This is a genomic window from Streptomyces asoensis, assembly GCF_013085465.1.
GTDB classification, from domain to species: domain Bacteria; phylum Actinomycetota; class Actinomycetes; order Streptomycetales; family Streptomycetaceae; genus Streptomyces; species Streptomyces cacaoi_A.
The window spans coordinates 3,829,597-3,855,280 of sequence record NZ_CP049838.1 but is presented as its reverse complement, the minus strand read 5'-3'; the positions used below and the strand labels follow the sequence as shown (position 1 = coordinate 3,855,280).

Below are 25,684 nucleotides of genomic sequence, written 5' to 3'. Positions count from 1 at the left end.
AGTGCCGCCGATAAGCCCAATGGTCGACCCCGAGTGCACTCTCGTGCGCCAAATGGGGGATGGTTAGAGACAGTCAGGGCAACCTCGAAGAAGAGGCACAACGTCGGTGAGGGATGACGTGAGCGAGCACACCAACAACGCTGTAGTACTGCGGTTCGGCGATGGCGAGTACACCTACCCGGTGATCGACAGCACCGTCGGCGACAAGGGCTTCGACATCGGGAAGCTTCGCGCCCAGACCGGTCTGGTGACCCTGGACAGCGGCTACGGCAACACCGCCGCCTATAAATCCGCCATCACCTACCTTGACGGCGAGCAGGGCATCCTCCGGTACCGCGGCTACCCGATCGAGCAGCTGGCCGAGCGGTCGACCTTCCTCGAGGTCGCCTACCTGTTGATCAACGGCGAACTGCCGACCGTCGACGAGCTGTCCGTCTTCAAGAGCGACATCACCCAGCACACGCTGCTGCACGAGGACGTCAAGAACTTCTACCGCGGCTTCCCGCGTGACGCCCACCCGATGGCCATGCTGTCGTCGGTGGTCTCCGCGCTGTCCACGTTCTACCAGGACAGCCACAACCCGTTCGACGAGAAGCAGCGCAACCTCTCCACGATCCGGCTGCTCGCCAAGCTTCCGACGATCGCGGCGTACGCCTACAAGAAGTCGATCGGTCACCCGTTCGTCTACCCGCGCAACGACCTCGGCTACGTCGAGAACTTCCTGCGCATGACGTTCTCGGTGCCGGCGCAGGAGTACGAGCTCGACCCGGTCGTCGTCTCCGCCCTCGACAAGCTGCTGATCCTGCACGCGGACCACGAGCAGAACTGTTCGACGTCCACGGTCCGCCTGGTCGGCTCCTCGCAGGCGAACATGTTCGCCTCGATCTCGGCCGGCATCTCCGCCCTGTGGGGCCCGCTGCACGGCGGCGCCAACCAGTCCGTGCTGGAGATGCTCGAGGGCATCCAGGCCAACGGCGGCGACGTCGACTCCTTCATCCGCAAGGTGAAGAACAAGGAGGACGGCGTCCGCCTGATGGGCTTCGGCCACCGGGTGTACAAGTCCTTCGACCCGCGCGCGAAGATCATCAAGGCGGCGGCGCACGACGTCCTCTCGGCCCTCGGCAAGTCCGACGAGCTGCTGGACATCGCGCTGAAGCTGGAGGAGCACGCGCTCTCCGACGACTACTTCGTCTCGCGCAACCTCTACCCGAACGTCGACTTCTACACCGGCCTGATCTACCGGGCCATGGGCTTCCCCACCGAGATGTTCACGGTCCTGTTCGCCCTGGGCCGCCTCCCGGGCTGGATCGCCCAGTGGCACGAGATGATCAAGGAGCCCGGCTCCCGCATCGGCCGCCCGCGCCAGATCTACACGGGCGTCGTCGAGCGTGACTTCGTCCCGGTCGAGGAGCGCTGACACCTGCCGGTGGGGGCGCCGCTGCTTGGGGGCGCCCCGTCATCGGGTGGTGCTCTCCTGGCTTGCGCTGAGTGTCGGCCGGGCCTGCTGGGCTCGGAGCTGCGGCCGGGGGTCCGGGGGTTGTCCCCCGGGTGACACGGCCACGGGCGTCGTCGAGCGTGACTTCGTCCCCGTCGAGGAGCGCTGACACCTGCTGGTGGTGGGGGCGCCGATTGATCGGGCGCCCCGTCACCGGTGATTTTCCTGAACTGCCCGGGACCGATGTCCCGGGCAGTGGTGCGTCCCGGCAGTCGTGCGCGCAGGGCATACGGAAGGCGCCCCGGCGCCAGTCCCCCCACGGGCCGACGACCAGGGCGCCTTCCCATGTCCCGGTGCGGATTCCCCCCACGGGATCCGGCCGGGCGTTGTGAGAACAGCGCCTGAATTCGCTGTTTGTAACCATCTTCGGTTGTTGTACCCGCGGCTGAGCAGAACGAGCAGAACTCGTCCCACCACCGCTGTGTGCGATCTGCCGGGACAGCGCACGCTGGGAGGGCCGCTCAAAGCTTCCCGGTGTACGTGCCCCGGCAACGCATCTCTGAGGAAGTCCCCCAAGACATCCTCAGACGTCAGGTCACGCCCCCCAAGACGCTTCCTGACATCGTCAACTTAGACCTTCGAACCCCTTCGATGGTTACGTTCACATCACTGTGATCTGTGTCTCTTGCATATGTCCGTTAGATGCGCAAGAGACCGGATACGGCGATCGAGGCCCAAGCGTAAGGATGATGCGCGAGCCTTGTGAAGAGCTTATGTGAGGCTCGCGCAGGACTCCAGGGGTCTCCCTGATCGGCAACGTCCTACTCGGCGGTATTACTTGAAGGCGCGCAGCCTCAGGCTGTTCGTCACGACGAACACCGACGAGAACGCCATGGCGGCCCCCGCGATCATCGGGTTCAGCAGCCCGGCGGCGGCCAGCGGCAGCGCGGCCACGTTGTAGCCGAAGGCCCACACCAGGTTGCCCTTGATCGTCGCCAGCGTCCGCCGGGACAGCCGGATGGCGTCCGCGGCCACCCGCAGATCCCCCCGCACCAGCGTCAGATCGCTCGCCTCGATCGCCGCGTCCGTGCCGGTCCCCATGGCCAGCCCCAGATCGGCGGTGGCGAGCGCGGCCGCGTCGTTGACGCCGTCCCCGACCATGGCGACAACCCGCCCCTCGTCCTGGAGCCGCCGTACGACGGCGACCTTGTCCTCGGGCAGCACCTCGGCGATCACCCGGTCGATCCCGACCGCTTCCGCGACCGCCTCCGCGACCGCCTGGTTGTCCCCGGTCAGCAGCACCGGGGTGAGCCCCAGCGCCCGCAGCTCCCGCACCGCCTCGGCGCTGGTCTCCTTGACCGTGTCCGCGACCGCGAGCACCCCGCGCGCCACGCCGTCCCACCCGACGACGACGGCCGTACGACCGCCCCGCTCGGCCTCTTCCTTCGCCCGGGCCACCTCGTCCGGAACCGTCTCGAAGAGGCGCCCCACGGCCACCTCGCGGCCCTCCACCCGCCCGCGCACCCCACGCCCGGGCACGTTCTCGAACCGCTCGGCCGCCGGCAGTTCCCCGACCCTTTCCCCGGCGCCCGCCGCCACCGCCCGGGCGACCGGGTGCTCGGAGGCGTGCTCCAGGGCGCCCGCGAGCCGCAGCAGCTGTCGCTCGTCGATGCCGTCGACGACGTACACGTCCTGAAGGCTCATCCGGCCGGTGGTGACGGTCCCGGTCTTGTCGAGTACGACGGTGTCGACGCGGCGCGTGGACTCCAGGACCTCGGGGCCCTTGATGAGGATGCCGAGCTGGGCGCCGCGCCCGGTGCCGACCATGAGCGCGGTCGGCGTGGCGAGCCCGAGCGCGCACGGGCAGGCGATGATCAGGACCGCGACGGCCGCCGTGAACGCGGCGACCGTGTCGCCCGTCGCGCCGAGCCAGCCTCCGAACGTGGCGACCGCGATCAGCAGCACCGCCGGCACGAAGACCCCGGAGATCCGGTCGGCCAGCCGCTGCACCTCGGCCTTGCCGGTCTGTGCGGCCTCGACCAGCTGCGCCATGCGCGCGAGCCGGGTGTCCGCGCCGATCCGGGTGGCCTCGACGACCAGCCGCCCGCCGGCGTTCACGGTCGCGCCCGTGACGGCGTCGCCGGGCCCGACGTCCACCGGGACCGACTCACCGGTCAGCATCGAGGCGTCCACGGCGGACGTGCCCTCCACGACCGTCCCGTCGGTGGCGACCTTCTCCCCGGGCCGTACGACGAACCGGTCCCCGACGGCCAGCAGGTCGACGGGGATCCGTACCTCCCTCCTGTCCCGCAGCACGGCCACGTCCTTCGCGCCCAGCTCCATGAGCGCCCGCAGCGCCGCCCCCGCGCGCCGCTTGGAGCGGGCCTCCAGGTAGCGGCCGAGCAGGATGAAGGCGGTGACGCCGGCGGCGACCTCCAGATAGATCGTGGAGGCGCCGTCCGTACGGGAGACGGTGAGCTCGAAGGGGTGCCGCATGCCGGGCATGCCCGCGTCACCGAAGAAGAGCGCCCACAGCGACCAGCCGAGCGCGGCCAGCGTGCCGACCGAGACCAGCGTGTCCATGGTGGCCGCGCCGTGCCGCAGGTTCGTCCAGGCGGCCCGGTGCAGTGGGCCGCCGCCCCAGACGACCACGGGAGCGGCGAGCGTCAGCGAGAGCCACTGCCAGTTGTCGAACTGGAGCGACGGGACCATCGCCAGCAGGACGACGGGCGCGGCGAGCAGTACGGAGACGAGGAGCCGGTGACGCAGGCTCGCGAGCTCGGGGTCCTGGGGGGTGTCCTCCTGGACCGGCTCCGGCACGGGTGCGGGTTCCTCGGCCGTGTACCCGGTCTTCACCACGGTCGCGATGAGATCGGCGACGTCGGTCCCGGCCGGAAAGCTGACCTTCGCCTTCTCCGTCGCGTAGTTGACCGTCGCGACGACGCCGTCCATACGGTTGAGCTTCTTCTCGATGCGGGCCGCGCAGGAGGCGCAGGTCATCCCGCCGATGAGCAGTTCGACCTCGGCGGTCGGCGCGGGCGGTTCGGATATCGGCGTTTTCGTGGTGGTGCTGGTCATGTCCGTGCTCCAGGAAGCGGACCGGGCCGTACGGAACCAGTATCAGCTGGTCGGCACGGCCCGGTGGGTGGAGGAGGGGTGTCGAGGAGAGGTGAGGAGGTGCGGGTGCCTCAGGCCTGGCCGACCAGCTCGAAGCCCGCCTCGTCGACGGCGGCGCGGACGGCCTCCTCGTCGAGCGCGGCGGTGGAGACGACCGTGACCTCACCGGTCGAGGCGACGGCCTTCACCGAGGTGACACCGGCGAGCTCGGAGAGCTCGCCGGAGACGGCGCCCTCGCAGTGGCCGCAGCTCATGCCGCTCACCTTGTAGACGGTGGTGACGGAGCCCGGGGTGTCGGTTTGAGCGGTCATGTCGTTCTCCTCGTGGAGGCAGGTGGGGCGGGCGGGGCCGCGAGAGGTCTCCCGTCAACTGAGACTATACCCCTAGGGGGTATGAATCCAAGAAAAGAGGGCCCGCCGCGCGGACGGCCGTGCGGAGATGCTCCGGTGCGTACGGCTCGCGGCGGGAAGGTCGGGCTAGAGGGCTGTGACGGCCCCGGCGCCGCTGTCGTCGCGACCCAGCCGGTCGCCCACCAGCGGCTCCAGGTAGCGGATCAGCACGTTCTTGAGCTCCTGCACATAGGCGTCGCGTTCGGCGCCCTCGTGGCCCAGGACCAGCTCCAGGCCCGCCTTGTACAGGCCCAGGCACATGTGCGCGGTGCGGGCGAGGTCGGCGGGAGACGAGTCCGGCAGTAGGGAGGAGAGCAGGCCCTCGATGCGGGCGAGCAGTGTGGCGTGCAGCGCGTCGTGCTCCTCGGCGATGTGGCCGGGGATGTCGGGCCCGTGCATCAGGGCGAAGAACACCGGATGGTCGCAGTTGAAGGCGATGAACCGGTCCACGGCCGCAGCGACGGCCTCCTCCAGCGGGGTCGCGGGGTCGACCGGGGCGAGAGCCTCGCCGAAGGTGTCGCGCATCTCGTGCATGAGGCGGTCGCCCAGCTCGATCGCGATCGCTTCCTTGTTCGGGAAGAACTGGTAGAGCGTGCCCGGTGAGACGCCCGCCTCGCGGGCGATGGCGTTGGTGCTGGCGGCGGTGTAGCCGGTCGTGCAGAAGACGCTGGCCGCGGCCTCGAGCAGCTGCGCGATACGCCGCTCACCGCGCGCCTGGCGGCGGCGCGGCTGTTCCTTCTCCTGGCTCTCGGCCACGCGTTTTCCCCAGCTTTCCCGAACCTGATTGACAAACGCGAGCGGTCGCTCGCATTCTGAGATCAGAAACGCGAGCGCTCTCTCGTGTTTGCCATTTTACGGCTTGCACGACTGCTTGCATGGTGAAGGGGACACCGCACGATGACCGAAGTCAACAGCCCACCCCGTCCCGGAGGCTGGACCCGCTTCGTGACCGCCCGGCCCAGGCTGTCGCTGCTCGCGGCCCTGGTGCTCACCGTGCTCGCGGTGCTGGCCGGCAGCGGGGTCGCCGAGCGGTTGGGCAGCGGCGGATGGGAGGATCCGGCCGCGCAGTCCACCTATGCGACCAAGGCCCTGGAGCGCGAGTTCCCCGGCTCCCAGCCCAATCTCCTGTTGCTGGTCGACGCGGGCGAGGCCTCCGTGGACGACCCGGCGGTCGTCGCCGAGGCGAACCGGCTCACCGCGAGCCTGGCCGCCGAGAAGGGCGTCGTCGGCGTCGGCTCGTACTGGCAGGCCGACGCGGCGGGGGCGGCTTCCGCCCTGCGCGCGGAGGACGGCCACGAGGCGCTGATAGCCGCCCGCATCACGGGCGACGAGAAGACGATGGGGGAGACCCTCGACCGCATCGCCCCCGCCCTGCGCGGCACGCACGGGCCGGTGGAGGTGAAGATCGGCGGCGGCGTCGCCGTGCGGCACGAGATGCAGACCATCATCCAGGAGGACCTGACCCGCGCCGAGGTGATCGCCCTGCCGATCACGCTGGTGCTGCTGGTGATGGTCTTCGGCAGCGCGGTCGCCGCCCTGCTGCCGCTCGGCATCGGCATCGTCGCGATCCTCGGCACCAACGCCGTCCTCAGCGGCCTCACGCGGTTCACCGACGTCTCCATCTTCGCGATGAACCTCACCACGGCCCTGGGCCTCGGGCTCGCCATCGACTACGCCCTGTTCATCGTCCGCCGCTTCCGCGAGGAACTCGCCGCCGGCGCGGATCCGTCGACGGCCATCGGCACCACCCTGCGCACGGCCGGCCGCACGGTCCTGTTCTCCGCGCTCACGGTCGCGGTGTCCCTGGCGGCGATGCTCCTCTTCCCGCAGTACTTCCTGCGCTCCTTCGCCTACGCCGGCATGGCCGTGGTCCTGCTGGCCGCCGCGGCCGCCCTGATCCTGCTCCCGGCGGCACTGATCCTGCTGGGCGACCGGGTCAACTCCCTCGACCTGCGCCGTCTGTTCCGCCGGGGCCGGCCCGCGGTGGCGTCCGGCGAGGAGGGCGGCAGGGCCTGGGGCCGGATGGCGAACCTGGTCATGCGCCGTGCCCCCTTCTTCGCCCTGGCCACCACGGCCGTCCTCGTCCTCCTCGGACTGCCCTTCCTCGGCGTGAAGTTCGGCACGGCGGACGACCGCCAGCTGCCCTCCTCGGCCGAGTCCCACGTCGTGCAGCAGCACATCAGGGACGGCTTCCCGGGCAGTCCCGGCGGTGGCCTCGAGGTCCTCGCCGAGGGCAGGGCGACCCAGGCCCAGTACGCCGCCTACAAGGAGCGCGTGGCCGCGCTGCCGGAAGTGGCCCGGGTGGACGGCCCGTTGGTGAACGGCGACTCGGCGTACTTCACGGTGCTGCCCAAGGGCGAGGCCGTCGACGACGCGGCCCAGAACCTGGTGGGCGACCTGCGCGCCACAGCCGCCCCCTTCGAGACCAGCGTGACCGGCACGGCGGCCGTCCTGGTCGACTCCAAGCACGCGATCGGCTCCCAACTGCCCTGGGCGGCGGCCTTCATAGCCATAGTCACCCTGCTCCTGGTCTTCCTGCTGACCGGCAGTGTGCTGATCCCGCTCCAGGCGGTGCTGCTCAACGCGCTCAGCCTGACGGCGATGTTCGGCGCGGTGGTCTGGGTCTTCCAGGACGGCCACCTCTCCGGCCTGCTCGGCTTCACCAGCCCAGGATCCATAGAGACCACCCTCCCGGTCCTGATGTTCTGCGTGGCCTTCGGCCTCTCGATGGACTACGGCGTGTTCCTGCTCTCCCGCATCAAGGAGGAGTACGACCGCACCGGCGACCACGAAGGGGCGGTCGCCCTGGGCCTGCGGCGCACCGGCGGGCTGATCACGGCGGCGGCGGTCATCCTGGCGGTGGTGATGGTCGCGATCGGCACCTCGCGCGTCACCAACACCAAGATGCTCGGCCTGGGCATCGCCCTGGCGGTCCTGATGGACGCGATGGTGGTGCGCAGCCTCCTGGTCCCGGCCATCATGCGCCTCACCGGCAGGGCCACCTGGTGGGCACCGGCACCGCTGCGCAGGTTCCACCAGCGGTTCGGACTGAGTGAGGGGGAGCCGGCACGGCAGGCCCCGGCCGCCCCGTCCGAATCAGCGCCGTCCGAATCGGCGCCGGACGAACCCGCGCCGGACGAATCAGCGTCGGACGGGCCCGGGCGGGACAAGGTCGACGCGCACGGTTAGCGTTCGCGGAGATCCACGGCGGACAGAGGTCCGTGGGTCTCCGCGGGTCACCGCGGGCGAAGGCGAGGGTGAAGGCATATGCGGGCTGTGGTGTTCGAGCGGTACGGGGAGCCGGCCGAGGTACGTGAGCTGGCCGACCCCCGACCGGCCCCCCACGGAGTGACCGTGCGCGTCGAGGCCACCGGCCTGTGCCGCAGCGACTGGCACGGCTGGATGGGCCACGACCCGGACATCACCCTGCCGCATGTGCCCGGGCATGAACTCGCCGGTGTCGTGCGGGAGGTCGGTTCCCGGGTCACCAGGTGGCGGGCGGGCGACCGGGTCACCGTCCCCTTCGTGTGCGGCTGCGGCAGCTGCCCGTCCTGCGCCGCCGGCGACCACCAGGTGTGCGAGCGGCAGACCCAGCCCGGCTTCACGCACTGGGGCTCCTTCGCCCAGTACGTGGCCCTGGACCACGCCGACGTGAACCTGGTCGCGATCCCCGACGACCTGTCGTACGCCACCGCGGCCTCCCTCGGCTGCCGGTTCGCCACGGCGTTCCGGGCGGTGGTGCAGCAGGGCCGGGTCGCGGCCGGGGAGTGGGTGGCGGTGCACGGCTGCGGAGGCGTGGGCCTCTCGGCGGTGATGATCGCGGCGGCGAGCGGGGCACGGGTGGTGGCGGTGGACGTCTCCCCGAAGGCCCTGGACCTGGCGCGGAAGTTCGGCGCGGCGGAGTGCGTGGACGCACGGGGGGTGCCGGACACGGCGGAGGCGGTCCGTGAGCTGACCGGGGGAGGCGCCCACCTCTCCCTCGACGCGCTCGGATCCCCCGTCACCTGCGCCGCCTCGGTGAACGGGCTGCGCCGCCGCGGCCGTCACCTCCAGGTCGGCCTGCTTCCCTCGGCGGACGGCACGACCCCCGTCCCGCTGGCCCGCGCCATCGCCCTGGAGCTGGAGATCCTGGGCAGTCACGGCATGGCCGCGCACACCTATCCGGAGATGCTGGAGCTGGTCCGTACGGGGGTGTTGCGTCCCGATCTGCTGGTGACGTCGACGATCACTCTGGACGAGACCCCGGCCGCCCTGTCCGCGCTGGGCACCGCACCGGGCGCGGGGGTGACGGTCATCGATCCGTGGGCCTGAGCGCGGCCCACTCCCGGTCCAGGATCGCCATGAGCACCTCGTCCACCCACACCCCGTTCCGCAGCGCGGCCTCCCGCCGCACTCCCTCGACCACGAACCCGACCTTCTCGTAGACACGGCGGGCCCGTTCGTTGTCGCCGTACAGCTCCAGCTGGACGCGGTGCAGGCCCAGTCGCTCGAAGCCGTGGCCGACGATGAGCCGGGTCGCCTCGGTACCGAGCCCGCGGTCGCGGCCCCGGGGGCCGATCAGGGTGCGGAAGGTGCAGCTGCGGGCGTCCGGATCCCACTCGTGCAGGACGACCTCGCCCACGAGTTCGCCGGTGTCGCGGTCGGTGACGGCGAGGTCCAGCCGGTCGGGCTGCTCGGCGCGGGAGCCGTACCAGGAACGCACCCGCTCCCGGGTGAGGTCGCTGTTCGGCGGGAAGGTGAAGCGGACGACCTCGGGATCGCCGATGATCTCCCACATGCTGTCGGCGTCGGCCTCGGTGAAGGGGCGCAGCACGGTCTTCGGGCCGGAGAGCAGGGGCTTGACGGAGAAGTTCACCCGCAGCACTGTGCCCCACGCGTCCGCGGGGCACAGCTGGTTTTTCTTCCGAGAGGGTCAGTCCAGGGCGCGTCCCCGGTTGCCCGGCCGGGAGGCGACCCAGGCCCGCACGGTGTCGACGTACCAGAAGGGCTTGCCGCCCTCGACGTGGTCGGGCTGGGGCAGCAGTCCGTGCTTGCGGTAGGACCGTACGGTGTCCGGCTGCACCTTGATGTGCGCCGCGATCTCTTTGTAGGACCAGAGCCTTCGGTCGGTCATGAGCTGCACCTCCCTGCGCGCGCGGGGGTCGGCGGCCGGGAGGCCGCCCGGGGGAGCCCGGCGCTGCGCTGGCGATCACCAAGCCTGTGCCCCGTGAACGACGCTCGGTGACTGTGCGGAAGTGGCTGTTGACCGCGTGTGACGCAAGACCCGCGTACACGCGACATGCGTGACAGAAAAGGGGAGTTTGTGACACAGGTGAAGCAAAGGAGTGCGCGGGACTCATGGGAGAGGCGCGTTGACAAATGCCCCGAGGTCGCCGACAGGAGGCGGGCCGGGCCCGCTGCGACAGGCCCGACCCGTTCCCGTTCCCCGCCATCCCCCCGGAACGACCAGAACGACCGAAGAGCCCGGAGCGCTCGAAGCACCCGGAACGGCCGGAAATCGCCGGATCAACTGGCAGACCCCCAGCCTGTATTCAGCCAATGCGGCGGGTCTTGGAAAAATGCGCACCCGGTCCGGACCAATCGTCCGGGCGGGCCGGCAGGACCAGGCTCGTCGCCTCCCCGCTCAGCCGGTCCGCCGTCGGCGACACCTGCGCCGGAAGGCGCCTGGCCTGCGCGAACTCCCTCGGCGTGTACCCCGTCATCGCCTTGAACTCACCGCTGAGATGAGCCTGGTCGTAGAAGCCGCAGAGGGCGGCGGTCTCGGCCGCGCTCTGCCCCTCCGCCAGCAGCCGGCGGGCCCGCTGGAGCCGCAGCACGCGGGCCGCCGCCTTGGGGCCGAGCCCGATCTGCTCACGAAAACGGTTCTCCAGATGCCGTACGCTCCAGCCGACCTCCTCGGCCAGCCGGGGCACCGGTATCGCGCCGCCCGTCCGCACCAGCAGCGACCAGGCCCGCGCCACCCGCTCCGAACTCGGCGTGCCGGCCTCCCGCCACCGGGCGAGGGCCTCGTCGAGCAGCCCGAACCGCTCCGCCCAACCGGGTAACGCGGCCAGCGCGGCGGCGAGTTCACCGAGGGGCGAGCCCAGGGAGTGCGGCAGCTCGTCGGGATCGACGGTGCGGTTGACGAGCTCGTGCTGGGGTGTGCCGAAGAGGGTGAACCCGGCCCAGGGCGTCATGAGCACCTCGATGCCCGAAAACCGCCCGCCGTGCTCCCCGACGGCGGGCGTGGTCGTAGGCCCGCAGTACACGGACACGAGCGTGTCCGGCGTCCGCCCCGCCCGCGAGATCCGCACGGGCTGCTCGAACCCCAGCAGCAGCGTCGAGGCCCCGATGGGCGTCTCGAGCCGCCGCCGCGGCCGGTTCATGGCGAGCCGGATCCCGCGGTAGCTCATCACCCCGGGCCGCAACCGCGGATGGGGTGCGGCGAGGGCGAACTCCCAGGAGCCACCGGGCCCTTGTCCAGACCGGGTGCGTACCACGCTCGCAGTCATGGGCACCCATGCTAGAAGCGGCCACCGCAGTTCCCCAGGGGCGCGGGGCTGTATTGATATGCGGCTCCGCAGCATGGGCGCGACAAGCCCCACACAACCCGTACTCGCGCGAGCACAGGCCTGGCACCCCGGTGGGCGCGTCTACGCCCCGCACGACCTCAAAAACGCCCGCGTGCGTTGCGCGATAGGCAAAGGCGCGTCCGGCTCGCACGGATACATGTCCTGCTCGACGATCGCGAACAGATCGACATCCAGCTTCTGCGCCGCCTCCAGCACAGGCCCCAGCGCAGGCACGCCGGTCGGCGGCTCACACATCACGCCCCGCGCGACGGCCGGCCCGAACGGCACCTGGTTGGCCCGCACGTCCGCCAGGATCTCCGGGTCGACCTGCTTGAGGTGCAGATACCCGATCCGCTCGCCGTAGGTCTCGATCAGCTTGACGCTGTCGCCGCCGCAGTACGCGTAGTGCCCGGTGTCCAGGCACAGCGACACCAGGTCGGAGTCGGTGCCGTCCAGGAACCGGACCACGTTCTCCTCGCTGTCGATGTGGGTGTCGGCGTGCGGGTGGACGACGATCTGAAGGCCGTACCGCTCCCGCACCTCCTTGCCGAGCCGCTCGGTCAGCGAGGTGAGGTTGCGCCACTGCTCGGGGGTGAGGGTGTCCGGCTCGAGCACGTCGCCGGTCTTGTCGTCCCGCCAGAAGGACGGGATGACGACGAGATGCTTCGCGCCCATCGCCTGGGCCAGCACCGCGTTGTCCGCGACGTGCGCCCAGGTCTTCTCCCAGACGGCCTCGCCGTGGTGCAGGCCGGTGAAGACCGTGCCCGCCGACACCTTCAGGCCGCGCTTCGTCGTCTCCTCGGTGAGGAGCGCGGGATCGGTCGGCAGGTACCCGTAGGGGCCGAGCTCGATCCATTCGTAGCCGGACTGCGCGACCTCGTCGAGGAAGCGCTGCCAGGGGACCTGGGCGGGATCGTCCGGGAACCAGACGCCCCAGCTGTCGGGGGCGGATCCGACACGGATACGGGAAACACCGGAAACTGGTGACTGAGGTGACAACGACGTCATGGGCGTCAGCGTGCTGTCTCACCGAAGGGGGTGTCAAGGGCTGGTCCGAATGTCTGGACAAAACATTGACAGGGCCCGCCGCGCGGGGCTACAAAGCCGTGAGAGCCGATACGGGGACGTGCCGGGGACGTGCCACGAGCGGTCTCACGGGGACGAGCCGATACGAAGGGAACTCGATGGCGTACGACCTGATCACCATGGGGCGGATAGGGGTGGACCTCTATCCGCTACAGACGGGCGTCCCACTCCCGCAGGTCACGTCCTTCGGGAAGTTCCTGGGGGGATCGGCGACCAACGTCGCGGTCGCCGCCGCCCGCCTGGGCCGGGAGACGGCGGTGATCTCCCGCACCGGTGACGACCCCTTCGGCACCTATCTGCACGAGGCCCTGCGCGGCTTCGGCGTCGACGACCGCTGGGTCACCGCCGTGCCCGGGCTGCCGACGCCGGTCACCTTCTGCGAGGTCTTCCCGCCGGACGACTTCCCGCTGTACTTCTACCGGCAGCCCAAGGCGCCGGACCTGGAGATCGACGCCCACGAACTCGACCTCGACGCCGTCCGCGAGACCCGCATCTTCTGGGTCACCGGCACCGGCCTGAGCGAGGAGCCCAGCCGTACGGCGACCCTCGCCGCCCTGGCCCACCGGGCCAAGGCCGGCACCACGGTCTTCGACCTCGACTGGCGCCCGATGTTCTGGAGCCACCCCGACACCGCCCGCCCGTTCTACGTCGAGGCCCTCAAGCACACCACCGTCGCCGTGGGCAACCTCGACGAGGTGGAGGTCGCCACCGGAGTGCGCGAACCCCGGGCGGCGGCGCAGGCGCTGCTGGACGCCGGCGTCGAGCTCGCGGTGGTCAAGCAGGGCCCCAAGGGCGTCCTCGCCGTCAACAGCGAGGGCGAGTCCGCCGAGGTCCCGCCGCTGCCGGTGAACGTCCTGAACGGCCTCGGGGCCGGTGACGCCTTCGGCGGCTCCCTCTGCCACGGTCTGCTCGCGGGCTGGGACCTGGAGAAGATCATGCGTCACGCCAACGCCGCGGGCGCCATCGTCGCCTCCCGGCTGGAGTGCTCCTCCGCGATGCCGACGCCGGACGAAGTGGAAGCCGCGCTCAAGGCGGGGGCCGTCCTGTGACGACCGTCGACATCTCCGAACTCGTCCGCCTGCGCACGCAGCACCCCGAGGCGATCGCCGAGGCGGCCGCCCGCCGCCCGCGCAGACCGCTGCTGGGCGACTCCGGCCGTCTGATGATCGTCGCCGCCGACCACCCGGCCCGTGGCGCGCTCGGCGTCGGCGGCGACAAGCTGGCCATGGCCAACCGGGCCGGCCTGCTCGAGCGCCTGTGCCTGGCCCTCTCCCGGCCCGGCGTCGACGGCGTCCTCGCGACCGCCGACATCCTGGACGACCTGCTCCTCCTCGGCGCCCTCGACGGCAAGGTCGTCATGGGCTCGCTGAACCGCGGCGGCCTCCAGGGCTCCGTCTTCGAGCTCGACGACCGCTTCACCGGTCACCGCCCCGAGGACATCGAGCGGCTGAACTTCGACGCGGGCAAGCTGCTCGTGCGCATCGACTACGACGACCCGGGCTCGCTCACCACCCTGGAGTCCACGGCCCGCGCCATCGACGACATGGCCGCCCGCAAGCTCCCCCTCTTCGTCGAGCCGTTCATCAGCCGCCGCACCCCCGACGGCAAGGTGCGCAACGACCTCTCCGCCGAGGCCGTCACCAAGTCGATCGCCATCGCCTCGGGCCTGGGCGGCACCTCGGCCTACACCTGGCTGAAGCTCCCGGTCACCGACAACCCCGACGACATGGCCGAGGTCATGCAGACGTCCACGCTGCCCGCCGTCCTGCTGGGCGGCGAGGTCGGCGAGGACCAGGACGGTGCGTACGAGAAGTGGCGCGGGGCGCTCCAACTCCCCACCGTCCGGGGCCTGGTGGTCGGCCGTTCGCTGCTCTACCCGGCGGACGGGGATGTCGCCGCCGCCGTGGACACCGCCGTAGGACTGCTGTGAGGGCCGCATGACACACACAGAGCCGCACCACGACCTGTACATCCCGCACGGCACCACCGCCGGCACCCACTACACGCTCGACATCGATCCCGAACGAGCGGGCTGGGGCTACTGCGCTCTGCGGATCGTCGAGCTGGAGCCGGGTGGCACGCACCTCTTCACCACGGGTGACAGTGAGTGGATCGTGCTTCCGCTGGAAGGCGGATGTACCGTGCAAACAGCCGGTGAAGAGTTCCAACTCCTGGGCAGGGAGAGCGTTTTCGCGTCGGTAACCGACTTCGCGTACGTTCCCCGTGACGCCCGGGTCCAGATCGCCTCCGGCGCGGGAGGCCGCTTCGCCCTGGCAGGAGCGAAGTGCGAGCGACAACTCCCCGCCCGCTACGGCCCCGCGCCGGAGGTCCCCGTCGAAGAGCGCGGCAGCGGCAACTGCGCCCGTCTGGTGCGCAACTTCGCCTCCGCCGACGCCTTCGACTGCGACAAGCTGATCGCCGTCGAGGTGATCACCCCGGGCGGCAACTGGTCCTCGTACCCGCCGCACAAGCACGACGAGCACCGGCCGGGCGAGGAGGCCGAACTCGAGGAGATCTACTACTTCGAGATCGACGGCCCGAACGGTTTCGGCTATCAGCGCGTATCCCCTTCACGCGAAGGCGGATCCGACGTCCTCGCGGAGGTCCGCTCCGGCGACGCCGTGCTCGTCCCCGACGGCTGGCACGGCCCGGCCATCGCCCAGCCCGGCCACGCCATGTACTACCTGAACGTCATGGCGGGACCGGGCGAGACACGGGAGTGGCGGATCTGCTTCCACCCGGACCACGTAGAGAGCACAGGGGGTTACCGATGACGGCGCAGACCTCGACGACGAGGCTGACGGTCGCCCAGGCACTCGTCCGCTTCCTCGCCGCCCAGTACACGGAGCGCGACGGCGTACGGCAGCGGCTGATCGGCGCGACCTGGGGCATCTTCGGCCACGGCAACGTGGCCGGCCTCGGCCAGGCGCTGATCGAGTACGGCGACGACATGCCGTTCCACCAGGGCCGCAACGAGCAGTCGATGGTCCACGCGGCCGTCGGCTACGCCCGCCAGTCGAACCGGCTGTCCACCCACGCGGTGACGACGTCGATCGGCCCCGGCGCGACCAACCTGGTCACCGGCGCCGCGCTGGCGACCGTCAACCACATCCCGGTCCTCCTGCTGCCCGGCGACATCTTCGCGACCCGCGTCGCCGACCCGGTGCTCCAGCAGCTCGAGGTCCCCTACGCGGGCGACGTGTCGGTCAACGACACCCTGCGCCCGGTGTCCCGGTACTTCGACCGCGTCACCCGACCCGAGGCCCTGATCCCGGCGGCCCTCCAGGCGATGCGCGTCCTCACCGACCCGGTGGAGACGGGCGCGGTCACCCTCGCGCTGCCCCAGGACGTGCAGGCCGAGGCCTACGACTGGCCCGACGAGTTCTTCGCCGAGCGCACCTGGGTCGTACGCCGTCCGGGCGCCGACCCGACCGAACTCGCGGAGGCGGTCCGCGCGATCCGTGCCGCACGCCGCCCGCTGATCGTCGCCGGCGGCGGGGTCCACCACAGCCGCGCCGAGGAGGCGCTCGCCGAGTTCGCCGAGGCCACCGGCATTCCGGTCGCCTCCACCCAGGCCGGCAAGGGCTCGCTGCGCTACGACCACCCCCAGGACGTGGGCGGCGTGGGCCACACCGGTACGGCGACGGCGGACGAACTCGCCCGCACGGCGGACCTGGTGATCGGCGTGGGCACCAGGTACACGGACTTCACCACGGCCTCCAACACGCTGTTCGCGGCCGACGGGGTCCGCTTCCTCAACCTCAACATCGCGCCCTACGACGGCCACAAGCTCGCCGGTCTGCCGCTCGTGGCGGACGCCCGCAGCGGCCTGGGCGAGCTGACCGCGGCCCTCCAGACGCACGGCCACCGGGTCACGGACGCCTACGTCACCGAGTACTCGGAGGACAAGGAGCGCTGGGAGCAGCGCGTCGACGCCTGCTACGAGGCCGAGGAGCCCGACGTACGGCCGACGCAGCCGCAGGTGCTCGGCGCGCTGGACGCCCTCGCCGACGAGTCGGACGTGATCATCAACGCGGCCGGTTCACTCCCGGGTGACCTGCACAAACTGTGGCGGGCGCGCTCCCGGGACCAGTACCACCTGGAGTACGGCTACTCCTGCATGGGGTACGAGATCCCGGCCGCCATCGGAGTGAAACTGGCGGCCCCCGAGCGCAACGTCTGGGCCCTGGTCGGCGACGGCACCTACCTGATGATGCCGACGGAGATCGTGACGGCCGTGCAGGAGGGGATCGCGATCAAGATCCTGCTCGTGCAGAACCACGGCTACGCCTCGATCGGCGGTCTGTCGGAGTCGGTGGGCGGCGAGCGGTTCGGCACCGCGTACCGCTACACCTCGGACGACGGCACCTACACCGGGGCCCCGCTGCCCGTCGACCTGGCCGCCAACGTGGCCAGCCTCGGCATGCGCGTGCTGCGCGCGAAGACCGTCCGCGAACTGCGCGAGGCCCTCGCCGAGGCGCGCCGCGCCGACACTCCCACATGTGTCTACGTCGAGACGGAAACGGCCGACACTGTGTCGGGCCCGCCGCCCGCGCAGGCCTGGTGGGATGTACCTGTGGCCGAGACCGCGACCCGACCGTCCGCGGTGAAGGCACGTGAGCTGTACGAACGGCACGTCTCTACCCGACGCCGCCATCTGTGAAGGAGTACTCGGTCATGACGAAGATCGTCAACCACTGGATCGGCGGCAAGACCGTCGAAGGCGCGTCGGGTACGTACGGGCCGGTCACCGACCCGGCGACCGGCGCCGTCACCACGAAGGTCGCGTTCGCGACCGTCGACGAGGTCGACGCCGCGGTGGCCGCCGCCAAGGACGCCTACGCCACCTGGGGCACGTCCTCGCTGGCCAAGCGGACCACCATCCTGTTCAAGTTCCGGGCGCTGCTGGACGCGCACCGCGACGAGATCGCCGAGCTGATCACCGCCGAGCACGGCAAGGTGCACAGCGACGCGCTGGGCGAGGTCGCGCGCGGTCTGGAGATCGTGGACCTGGCGTGCGGGATCACCGTGCAGCTGAAGGGCGAGCTGTCGACCGAGGTGGCCAGCCGGGTGGACGTCTCGTCCATCCGCCAGCCGCTGGGCGTCGTCGCGGGCATCACGCCGTTCAACTTCCCGGCGATGGTCCCGATGTGGATGTTCCCGATCGCCATCGCGACCGGCAACACCTTCGTGCTGAAGCCGTCCGAGAAGGACCCGTCGGCGGCCCTGAAGCTCGCCGAGCTGCTGGCGGAGGCCGGGCTGCCGGACGGCGTCTTCAACGTCGTCAACGGTGACAAGGTCGCGGTCGACCGCCTCCTGGAGCACCCGGACGTCAAGGCCGTGTCCTTCGTCGGCTCGACCCCGATCGCCCGCTACATCCACACCACCGCCTCGGCGAACGGCAAGCGCGTCCAGGCTCTGGGCGGCGCGAAGAACCACATGCTGGTGCTGCCGGACGCCGACCTCGACGCGGCGGCCGACGCGGCCGTCTCGGCGGCCTACGGCTCGGCGGGCGAGCGCTGCATGGCGATCTCCGCGGTGGTGGCCGTCGGCGCGGTCGGCGACGAGCTGGTGCAGAAGATCCGCGAGCGCGCCGAGAAGATCAAGATCGGTCCCGGCAACGACCCCACCTCCGAGATGGGCCCGCTCATCACGAAGGTCCACCGCGACAAGGTGGCGTCCTACGTCACGGGCGCGGCGGCCGAGGGCGCCGAGGTCGTCCTGGACGGCTCCGGCTACACGGTCGAGGGCTTCGAGGACGGTCACTGGATCGGCATCTCGCTGCTGGACAAGGTCCCGACGACCGCGAAGGCCTACCAGGACGAGATCTTCGGCCCGGTGCTGTGCGTGCTCCGCGTGGACACCTACGACGAGGGCGTGGCCCTCATCAACAGCTCGCCGTTCGGCAACGGCACGGCGATCTTCACCCGGGACGGCGGCGCGGCCCGCCGCTTCCAGCTGGAGATCGAGGCCGGCATGGTCGGCGTGAACGTCCCGATCCCGGTCCCCGTGGGCTACCACAGCTTCGGCGGCTGGAAGGACTCGCTCTTCGGCGACCACCACATCTACGGCAACGACGGCACCCACTTCTACACCCGCGGCAAGGTCGTCACGACCCGCTGGCCGGACCCGGCCGACGGCCCGGGCGGCGTGGACCTGGGCTTCCCGCGCAACCACTGACCGTCGAAGTTCCCCCTGTGAAGCCGTCCGGACTCCGGACGGCTTCACGCTTTTTCGACGCAGGGCCTGCGGTTCCCGTACGTGCCCAGCCACCGTAGTTACTTGCCGCGAACGACCGTAAACGCAGCCCAACCCGCCATCGACCTACGGATTTCGTAGGTGAACACCTATTGACGCGCCGGTTTTCGTCGGGGTTCCATGCAGCACCACCACAGCCGCCGGAGGCATCCGCACGAGTCGATCGGACCCGCCGCATGACCGACACGCTCCGCCCCGTCGCCACCACCGCCCCCCAGGCGCCGGTGCCCGACGGTCCCCAGAAGCTCAAGCGCTCCATCGGAGTCGTCGGCGGCACCCTCCTCACCCTCTCCTGCGTCACCCCCGCCTCCACCCTCTTCGTCGTCGTCCCGGACCTCTTCGGCTCGCTCGGCACCGCGACCGCCCTCACGATCGCGATCGGCTCGCTGCTCTGTATCGCCGTGGCGTTCTGCTACGCGGAGCTGGGCACCCTCATCCCCAGCGCGGGCGGCGAGTACGCCATGGTGTCGACGCTGGCCGGGCGGCTCGCCGGCTGGCTGGTCTTCGTCCTCTCCCTGCTCGTCGTCATGATCGTCCCGCCGGTGATCGCGATGGGCACGGCCGACTACCTGGCCCCGGTCGTCCACCTCGACCCCTCGTTCGCGGGCGCCGCCGTCATGCTCCTCGCCACCCTCGCCGGGCTGCTCGACCTGCGCGCCAACGCCTGGATCACCGGCGTCTTCCTGGTCCTGGAGGTCATCGCGGCCGCCGTCGTCGCGGTGCTGGGCTTCGCCCACGGCCACCGCGGCGCGGGCAGCCTCGTCTCGATGCGGGTCGCCGGCGCCGACGGCCACACCGACACCGTCACCGCCATGCTGGTCGTCTCCGGCCTCGCCATCGCCCTCTTCGTCACCCAGGGCTTCTCGACCGCCGTCTACCTCTCCGAGGAACTGGAGAACCCGCGCCGCAACGTCGCCCGCACGGTCCTCGCCACCCTTGCCATCTCCTCCGTGATCATCCTGGTCCCGGTCGTCGCCATCACCTTCGGCGCCTCCGACCTCACCGAGCTCACCGGCGGCGACATCGGCGCCATGGTCACCGCCTGGTCCAACTCGGCCGTCGGCACCTTCGTCAGCCTCTGCGTGGCGCTCGCGATCATCAACGCCGGCATCGTGATGGTCATCCAGAACTCCCGCGTCCTGTTCGCCTCCGCCCGCGACAAGGCCTGGCCCCAGCCGGTCAACGCCGTCTTCGCCAAGCTCGGCCGGTTCGGCTCCCCCTGGGTCGCCACCCTCGCCGTCGGCGTCCCCGGCGCGCTGCTCTGCTTCGTGAACCTGGACACCCTCTACGGCGTCACCGGCGTCTCCGTGACCGGCATGTACCTGCTCGTCGCGGTCGCCGCCCTGCTCTCCCGCCGCGGCCGGCACAAGGGCACCCACGCCTGGCGCATGCCCCTGTGGCCGGTGCTGCCGGTCCTGCTGATCGTCGTCCTCGGCTACATCCTCACCCAGCAGGAGACGGCCTACCTCCTGTGGACCGGCGGCATCACCGCCGCCGCCACCCTCTACTGGGCCCTCTACCTCCGCCCCCGCCGCGACACCCGCTGGCTGGTGTCGATCCCGGACGACGCGCGGGCCTGACGCGTACCGCGACTGGTGTACGCCGGCCCCGGCCCGTACGCCCCCGGGAGGGCGACGAGTTCGGTCTACGGTCGACAACTCCACGACAGGTTGACCCCGTACGGTTGAAGCATGGATCTTCGACTGCCCGGTCTGCGAGGACCACGGCGGCCACGACGGCTCGTCTCCGCCGTGGCCGCCGTGGCCGTACTCGCCGGTGCCGGTACCTGGACGGCCGTCGCCTCCGACGACGACACGCCCGCGGTGCACCACACCGACCGGGTCATGGCGGTGGACGGCGTACGCCTGGACACCTCCTACTTCACCTCCGGCTCCGCCGGCCGCCGCCCCGCCGTCCTCCTCGGGCACGGCTTCGGCGGAAGCAAGGACGACGTACGTCAGCAGGCCGAGAAGCTGGCCCGCGACGGATACGCGGTGCTCACCTGGTCGGCGCGCGGCTTCGGCAAGTCCACCGGCAAGATCGGGCTGAACGACCCGAAGGGCGAGGTCGCCGACGTCTCCCGGCTGATCGACTGGCTCGCCAAGCAGCCACAGGTGCAGCTCGACAGGACCGGCGACCCCCGGGTGGGTGTGGCCGGCGCCTCCTACGGCGGCGCGATCTCCCTCCTTGCCGCGGGCTACGACGACCGTGTCGACGCCATCGCCCCCGCGATCACCTACTGGAACCTTGCGGACGCCCTGTTCCCCGACGGCGTGTTCAAGAAGCTGTGGGCCGGCATCTTCTTCAACACGGGCGGCGGCTCCGCCCGCTTCGAACCCGCGCTGGCCGCGATGTACGACCGCGTCGCCGAGTCCGGCACCCCCGACACCGCCGCCCGCGAGCTCCTCGAACAGCGCTCGCCGTCCGCCGTCGCCGACCGCATCAAGGTCCCCACGCTGCTCATCCAGGGCCAGACCGACTCCCTCTTCACGCTCGCCCAGTCCGACGCGGCCGAGAAGGCGATCCGCGCCAACGGCGCCCCCGTCGACGTCGACTGGATCGCGGGCGGCCACGACGGCGGCGACATGGAGGGCGATCGCGTCCAGACACGCGTGCGTGCCTGGTTCGACCGCTACCTCAAGGACGACAAGGCCGCCGACACCGGCCCCGCCTTCCGCGTCACCCGCACCGGAGGCGTCGACTCCACCGACGGCGCCGCCCAGCTCAGGGGCGCGAGCGCGGACAGCTACCCCGGCCTGGAGAACGGCGAGCGCGCGTTCCCCCTGACCGGCCGCCGCGAGGAGCAGTCCTTCGCCAACCCGCCGGGCGCCAGCCCGCCCGCCGTCTCGGCCCTGCCCGGGCTCGGCGGCGGAGGCCTCTCCCAGCTCTCCTCCCTCGGCGTCGGCGTCTCCCTCGACTTCCCCGGCCAGTACGCCGCCTTCGACTCCGCCCCGGTCACCGGCGACCTGCGCGTCACCGGCTCCCCGACGGTCACCGTCCATGTGAAGTCGACGTCCGACACCGCCGTTCTCTTCGCCAAGGTCTACGACGTCAGCGGCGCCGGCAGCCAGGTGCTGCCCTCCCAGCTCGTCACCCCGGTCCGAGTCGAGGGCGCCGAGGCCGGCAAGGACGTCACGATCACCCTCCCGGCGATCGACCACAAGGTCGAGGAGGGCCACCGGCTGCGCCTGGTCCTCGCCTCCACCGACCTCGGCTACGCGTCCCCGATGACCCCGGCGACGTACACCGTCTCGATGAAGGGCGACCTGAAGGTCCCGACCGCCCCCGCCGTGACGACCGCGGCCGCCCCGCTCCCGTCCTGGGTCTGGTGGCTGCCCCTCGCGGGCGCGGCGATCGCGCTGGCCCTGCTGCTGACGGCCCGCCGCCGCACCGCCACACCCGCCCCCGACCCCGCGCTCGCCGAGGTCCCGCTCCAGATCACCGACCTGAGCAAGAAGTACGCGAACGGCGACCGCTACAGCGTCCGCGACCTGTCCTTCCGCGTCGAGAAGGGCCAGGTCCTCGGTCTCCTCGGCCCGAACGGCGCGGGCAAGACGACGACCCTGCGCATGCTGATGGGCCTGATCAGCCCCGACGGCGGCGAGATCCGGGTCTTCGGCCACGCCATCCGCCCGGGCGCGCCCGTCCTCTCCCGCGTCGGCTCCTTCGTCGAGGGCGCCGGCTTCCTCCCGCACCTGTCCGGCCGGGAGAACCTGGAGCTGTACTGGCAGGCCACCGGCCGCCCCGCCGGGGACGCCCACCTGGCGGAGGCCCTGGAGATCGCCGGCCTCGGCGACGCCCTCGCCCGCGCGGTACGCACGTACTCGCAGGGCATGCGCCAGCGCCTCGCCATCGCCCAGGCCATGCTCGGCCTCCCGGACCTGCTCATCCTCGACGAGCCGACCAACGGCCTCGACCCGCCGCAGATCCGCGAGATGCGCGAGGTGATGATCCGGTACGCGGCGGCCGGCCGTACGGTCATCGTCTCCAGCCACCTCCTGTCCGAGGTCGAGCAGTCCTGCACACACCTCGTGGTCATGGACCGGGGCCGGCTGGTCCAGGCGGGCCCGGTCGCCGAGATCGTCGGCTCCGGCGACACCCTCCTCGTCGGCACCGCCACCCCCGTGGAGGAGCCGGTCGTCGAGAAGATCGCCGCGCTGCCGGGCGTGGCCTCCGCGGCCCCCACCGCCGAGGGCCTGCTGGTCCGCCTGGACGCCGACGGCAGCGCCCAGCGTTTGGTCGCCGAACTCGTCCGGCTCGACGTGCCCGTACAGGCCGTCGGCCCGCACCGCCGCCTGGAGGACGCCTTCCTCACCCTGATCGGAGGTTCCGCATGAGCACGCTCACCGAGGTCGCCTCCGGCTACCAGGCGGGCCGCACGCTGCCGCTGCGCGTCGAGCTGGTCCGCCAGCTCAAGCGCCGTCGCACGCTGGTCATGGGCGGCATCCTCGCCGTCCTGCCGTTCGTCCTGCTCATCGCCTTCGCGATCGGCGGCGAGCCCGGCGGCCGCAACAACCAGGTCACCCTGATGGACACGGCGACGGCGTCCGGCGCCAACTTCGCCGCCGTCAACCTGTTCGTGTCCGCGGGCTTCCTCCTGGTCATCCCGGTCGCCCTGTTCTGCGGGGACACGGTCGCCTCGGAGGCCGGCTGGTCCTCGCTGCGCTACCTCCTCGCGGCACCCGTGCCCCGGGCCCGCCTCCTGTGGTCCAAGCTCGTCGTCGGCCTCGGTCTCAGCCTGGCCGCGATGGTCCTGCTGCCGGTCGTCGCCCTCGCCGTCGGCTCCGCGGCCTACGGCTGGGGTTCCCTGGAGCTGCCCACCGGCGGCGCGCTCGACCCGGGCACCGCGGCCCAGCGGCTGGTGATCGTGGTCGGGTACGTCTTCGTCTCCCAACTGGTCACCGCGGGCCTCGCGTTCTGGCTCTCGACGAAGACCGACGCCCCGCTCGGCGCGGTCGGCGGCGCGGTCGGCCTGACCATCGTCGGCAACGTCCTGGACGCCGTCACCGCCCTCGGCGACTGGCGCGACTTCCTGCCCGCGCACTGGCAGTTCGCCTGGGCCGACGCCGTCCAGCCCACCCCCGAGTGGTCCGGCATGATCCAGGGCACCGCCGTCTCGGTAACGTACGCCCTGGTCCTGTTCGCCCTGGCCTTCCGCGGTTTCGCCCGCAAGGACGTGGTGTCCTAGGTCACCGGAGGGTCACCCACCGGTCTCGAAGGGCCGTCCTCGTGCCCGGTTCGAGACGGATCCGCAACACCCCGTGTCGCACGTTCCGGCCCCCTGTCCCGTCACAGTCACAGACGTCGACGGACACAGGGGGCACGGCACATGAAGACACACCGGACACACCGGATACCACGACTGTTCGCCACCGCGGCGGCCACCGCACTGCTGCTCACCGGCTGCGGCGCGGACGGCTCGGACACCGACAGGGCTTCGGACGGAGCGGCCCGCGGCAGCGAGGCCTTCCCCGCGCCGAGCGCACCCCGCGGGGACACGGACAAGGAGGCGGACGAGGACGGCAGGAAGGCCGCCCCCGACCACCTCTCCACCTTCGCCCTCGACGTCGACACCGCGTCGTACGGCTACGCCCGCCGCACCCTCACCGAGGGACAGCGCCCGGACCCCTCGACGATCCGCCCCGAGGAGTTCGTCAACAGCTTCCGCCAGGACTACGAACGCCCCGACGGCAACGGCTTCTCGGTCACCGTCGACGGCGCCCGCACCGGCGACGACGACTGGTCCCTGGTCCGCGTGGGCCTCGCCACCCGCACCGCCGAGCAGCAGGGCGAACGCCCGCCCGCCGCCCTCACCTTCGTCATCGACGTCTCCGGCTCGATGGGCGAACCCGGCCGCCTGGACCTGGCCAAGTCCTCCCTCGGCACGATGACCGACCGCCTCCGCGACGACGACTCCGTCGCCCTCGTCACCTTCAGCGGCGAGGCCGAGACCGTACTGCCGATGACCCGCCTCGGCGACCACCGCGGCCGCGTCCACAAGGCCATCAGCGGCCTGGAACCCACCGACTCCACCAACCTCGGCGCCGGCGTCGAGACCGGCTACGCCACCGCCGTCGAGGGCCTGCGCGAGGGCGCCACGAACCGGGTCGTCCTGGTCTCCGACGCCCTCGCCAACACCGGGGACACGGACGCGGACTCCATCCTGGACCGCATCTCCACCGCCCGCCGCGACCACGGCATCACCCTCTTCGGTGTCGGCGTCGGCAGCGACTACGGCGACGCCCTGATGGAGCGCCTCGCCGACAAGGGCGACGGCCACACCACCTACGTCTCGACCGAGGACGAAGCCCGCAAGGTCTTCTCCACCGACCTCCCGCAGAACATCGACCTCACCGCCCGCGACGCCAAGGCCCAGGTCGCCTTCGACCCCGAGACCGTCGCCGAGTTCCGTCTCGTCGGCTACGACGACCGCCGGGTCGCCGACGACGACTTCCGTGACGACCGCGTCGACGGCGGCGAGGTCGGCCCCGGCCACACCGTCACCGCCCTCTACGCCGTCCGCACCGAGCCCGGCGCCGACGGCCACCTCGCCACGGCCACCGTCCGCTGGCTCGACCCCGACACCCGCACCCCGCACGAGACCTCCGGCCGACTGGAGACCGGCGCCCTGCACGACCGGCTCACCGACGCACCCGCCCGCTTCCAGGTCACGACGACGGCCGCCTACTTCGCCGATGCCCTGCGCCGCCCGGAGACCTCACTGCCGGACGCCCCCAGCCTGAGCGAACTCCGGGAAACCGCCGAGGCGTTGGCGAACAAGACCGAGGACAAGGAGGTCCGCGGCCTGGCCGACGCAATCGACGACGCAAGCCGTCTCGACCTCTAGT

The 25,684-nt window shown here is 71.2% G+C and carries 19 protein-coding genes; 12 read left to right on the top strand and 7 right to left on the bottom strand.

Annotated elements, in window-relative coordinates; translation table 11 throughout:
- Positions 1-118 precede the first annotated feature (118 nt).
- Positions 119-1,417, top strand: a complete 1,299-nt coding sequence (locus G9272_RS17175) for a citrate synthase (protein ID WP_020131734.1) — start codon at positions 119-121, stop codon at positions 1,415-1,417.
- Between the two features lie 852 nt (positions 1,418-2,269).
- Here the strand turns inward: G9272_RS17175 and G9272_RS17170 are convergent.
- The 3 genes from G9272_RS17170 to G9272_RS17160 form a co-directional block, all read right to left on the bottom strand.
- Positions 2,270-4,513, bottom strand: coding sequence for a heavy metal translocating P-type ATPase (locus G9272_RS17170; protein ID WP_171397400.1), 2,244 nt, complete (start codon positions 4,511-4,513; stop codon positions 2,270-2,272).
- Between the two features lie 110 nt (positions 4,514-4,623).
- Complete coding sequence (locus G9272_RS17165; protein WP_171397399.1) at positions 4,624-4,863, bottom strand: heavy-metal-associated domain-containing protein; 240 nt, start codon at positions 4,861-4,863, stop codon at positions 4,624-4,626.
- 165 nt (positions 4,864-5,028) lie between these two features.
- A complete protein-coding gene (locus G9272_RS17160) occupies positions 5,029-5,697 on the bottom strand; it encodes a TetR/AcrR family transcriptional regulator (RefSeq protein WP_171397398.1) in 669 nt (222 codons plus the stop codon).
- 141 nt (positions 5,698-5,838) lie between these two features.
- Here G9272_RS17160 and G9272_RS17155 point away from each other — a divergent pair, with 141 nt between their 5' ends.
- Together G9272_RS17155 and G9272_RS17150 are read left to right on the top strand one after the other, a co-directional pair.
- Positions 5,839-8,130 (top strand): MMPL family transporter, encoded by a 2,292-nt coding sequence (locus G9272_RS17155; RefSeq protein WP_171397397.1) that lies wholly within the window; start codon positions 5,839-5,841, stop codon positions 8,128-8,130.
- Positions 8,131-8,208: 78 nt separating this feature from the next.
- Positions 8,209-9,252, top strand: coding sequence for a zinc-dependent alcohol dehydrogenase family protein (locus tag G9272_RS17150; protein WP_171397396.1), 1,044 nt, complete (start codon positions 8,209-8,211; stop codon positions 9,250-9,252).
- On the opposite strand, the gene G9272_RS17145 is transcribed toward G9272_RS17150, so the two are convergent.
- From G9272_RS17145 to G9272_RS17130, 4 genes are all read right to left on the bottom strand, one after another.
- Entirely contained in the window at positions 9,233-9,796 is a 564-nt protein-coding gene (locus G9272_RS17145) for a GNAT family N-acetyltransferase (protein ID WP_437184278.1), read from the bottom strand. The two genes, G9272_RS17150 and G9272_RS17145, sit on opposite strands and share 20 nt — an antisense overlap.
- A 57-nt stretch (positions 9,797-9,853) precedes the next feature.
- Positions 9,854-10,054: a helix-turn-helix transcriptional regulator gene (locus G9272_RS17140; RefSeq protein ID WP_171397394.1), complete on the bottom strand. Its 201-nt coding sequence runs from the start codon at positions 10,052-10,054 to the stop codon at positions 9,854-9,856.
- A gap of 418 nt (positions 10,055-10,472) precedes the next feature.
- Entirely contained in the window at positions 10,473-11,306 is an 834-nt protein-coding gene (locus G9272_RS17135) for a helix-turn-helix domain-containing protein (protein ID WP_171402032.1), read from the bottom strand.
- A 267-nt stretch (positions 11,307-11,573) separates the two neighbouring features.
- A complete protein-coding gene (locus tag G9272_RS17130; RefSeq protein WP_171397393.1) occupies positions 11,574-12,500 on the bottom strand; it encodes a sugar phosphate isomerase/epimerase family protein in 927 nt (308 codons plus the stop codon).
- Positions 12,501-12,676: 176 nt separating this feature from the next.
- Between G9272_RS17130 and iolC the strand changes: the two genes are divergently transcribed.
- From iolC to G9272_RS17085, 9 genes are all read left to right on the top strand, one after another.
- On the top strand, positions 12,677-13,627 hold the full coding sequence (gene iolC / locus G9272_RS17125; protein WP_171397392.1) for a 5-dehydro-2-deoxygluconokinase: 951 nt from the start codon (positions 12,677-12,679) through the stop codon (positions 13,625-13,627).
- Between the two features lie 11 nt (positions 13,628-13,638).
- On the top strand, positions 13,639-14,508 hold the full coding sequence (locus tag G9272_RS17120; protein ID WP_437184370.1) for a Cgl0159 family (beta/alpha)8-fold protein: 870 nt from the start codon (positions 13,639-13,641) through the stop codon (positions 14,506-14,508).
- Positions 14,509-14,515: 7 nt separating this feature from the next.
- Positions 14,516-15,352, top strand: coding sequence for a 5-deoxy-glucuronate isomerase (iolB, locus tag G9272_RS17115; protein ID WP_171397390.1), 837 nt, complete (start codon positions 14,516-14,518; stop codon positions 15,350-15,352).
- Positions 15,349-17,241: a 3D-(3,5/4)-trihydroxycyclohexane-1,2-dione acylhydrolase (decyclizing) gene (gene iolD / locus G9272_RS17110; RefSeq protein WP_171397389.1), complete on the top strand. Its 1,893-nt coding sequence runs from the start codon at positions 15,349-15,351 to the stop codon at positions 17,239-17,241. Before iolB ends, iolD begins: the two co-directional genes overlap by 4 nt.
- A gap of 14 nt (positions 17,242-17,255) precedes the next feature.
- Positions 17,256-18,758: a CoA-acylating methylmalonate-semialdehyde dehydrogenase gene (gene mmsA / locus G9272_RS17105; protein ID WP_171397388.1), complete on the top strand. Its 1,503-nt coding sequence runs from the start codon at positions 17,256-17,258 to the stop codon at positions 18,756-18,758.
- Between the two features lie 254 nt (positions 18,759-19,012).
- On the top strand, positions 19,013-20,416 hold the full coding sequence (locus G9272_RS17100; RefSeq protein WP_171397387.1) for an APC family permease: 1,404 nt from the start codon (positions 19,013-19,015) through the stop codon (positions 20,414-20,416).
- 111 nt (positions 20,417-20,527) lie between these two features.
- On the top strand, positions 20,528-23,173 hold the full coding sequence (locus G9272_RS17095; RefSeq protein WP_171397386.1) for a CocE/NonD family hydrolase: 2,646 nt from the start codon (positions 20,528-20,530) through the stop codon (positions 23,171-23,173).
- The gene (locus tag G9272_RS17090) at positions 23,170-24,024 is read left to right on the top strand and encodes an ABC transporter permease (protein ID WP_171397385.1); all 855 of its coding nucleotides are present in this window, start codon (positions 23,170-23,172) and stop codon (positions 24,022-24,024) included. Before G9272_RS17095 ends, G9272_RS17090 begins: the two co-directional genes overlap by 4 nt.
- Positions 24,025-24,165: 141 nt before the next feature.
- Positions 24,166-25,683 (top strand): VWA domain-containing protein, encoded by a 1,518-nt coding sequence (locus tag G9272_RS17085; RefSeq protein ID WP_171397384.1) that lies wholly within the window; start codon positions 24,166-24,168, stop codon positions 25,681-25,683.
- Position 25,684: the final 1 nt, after the last annotated feature.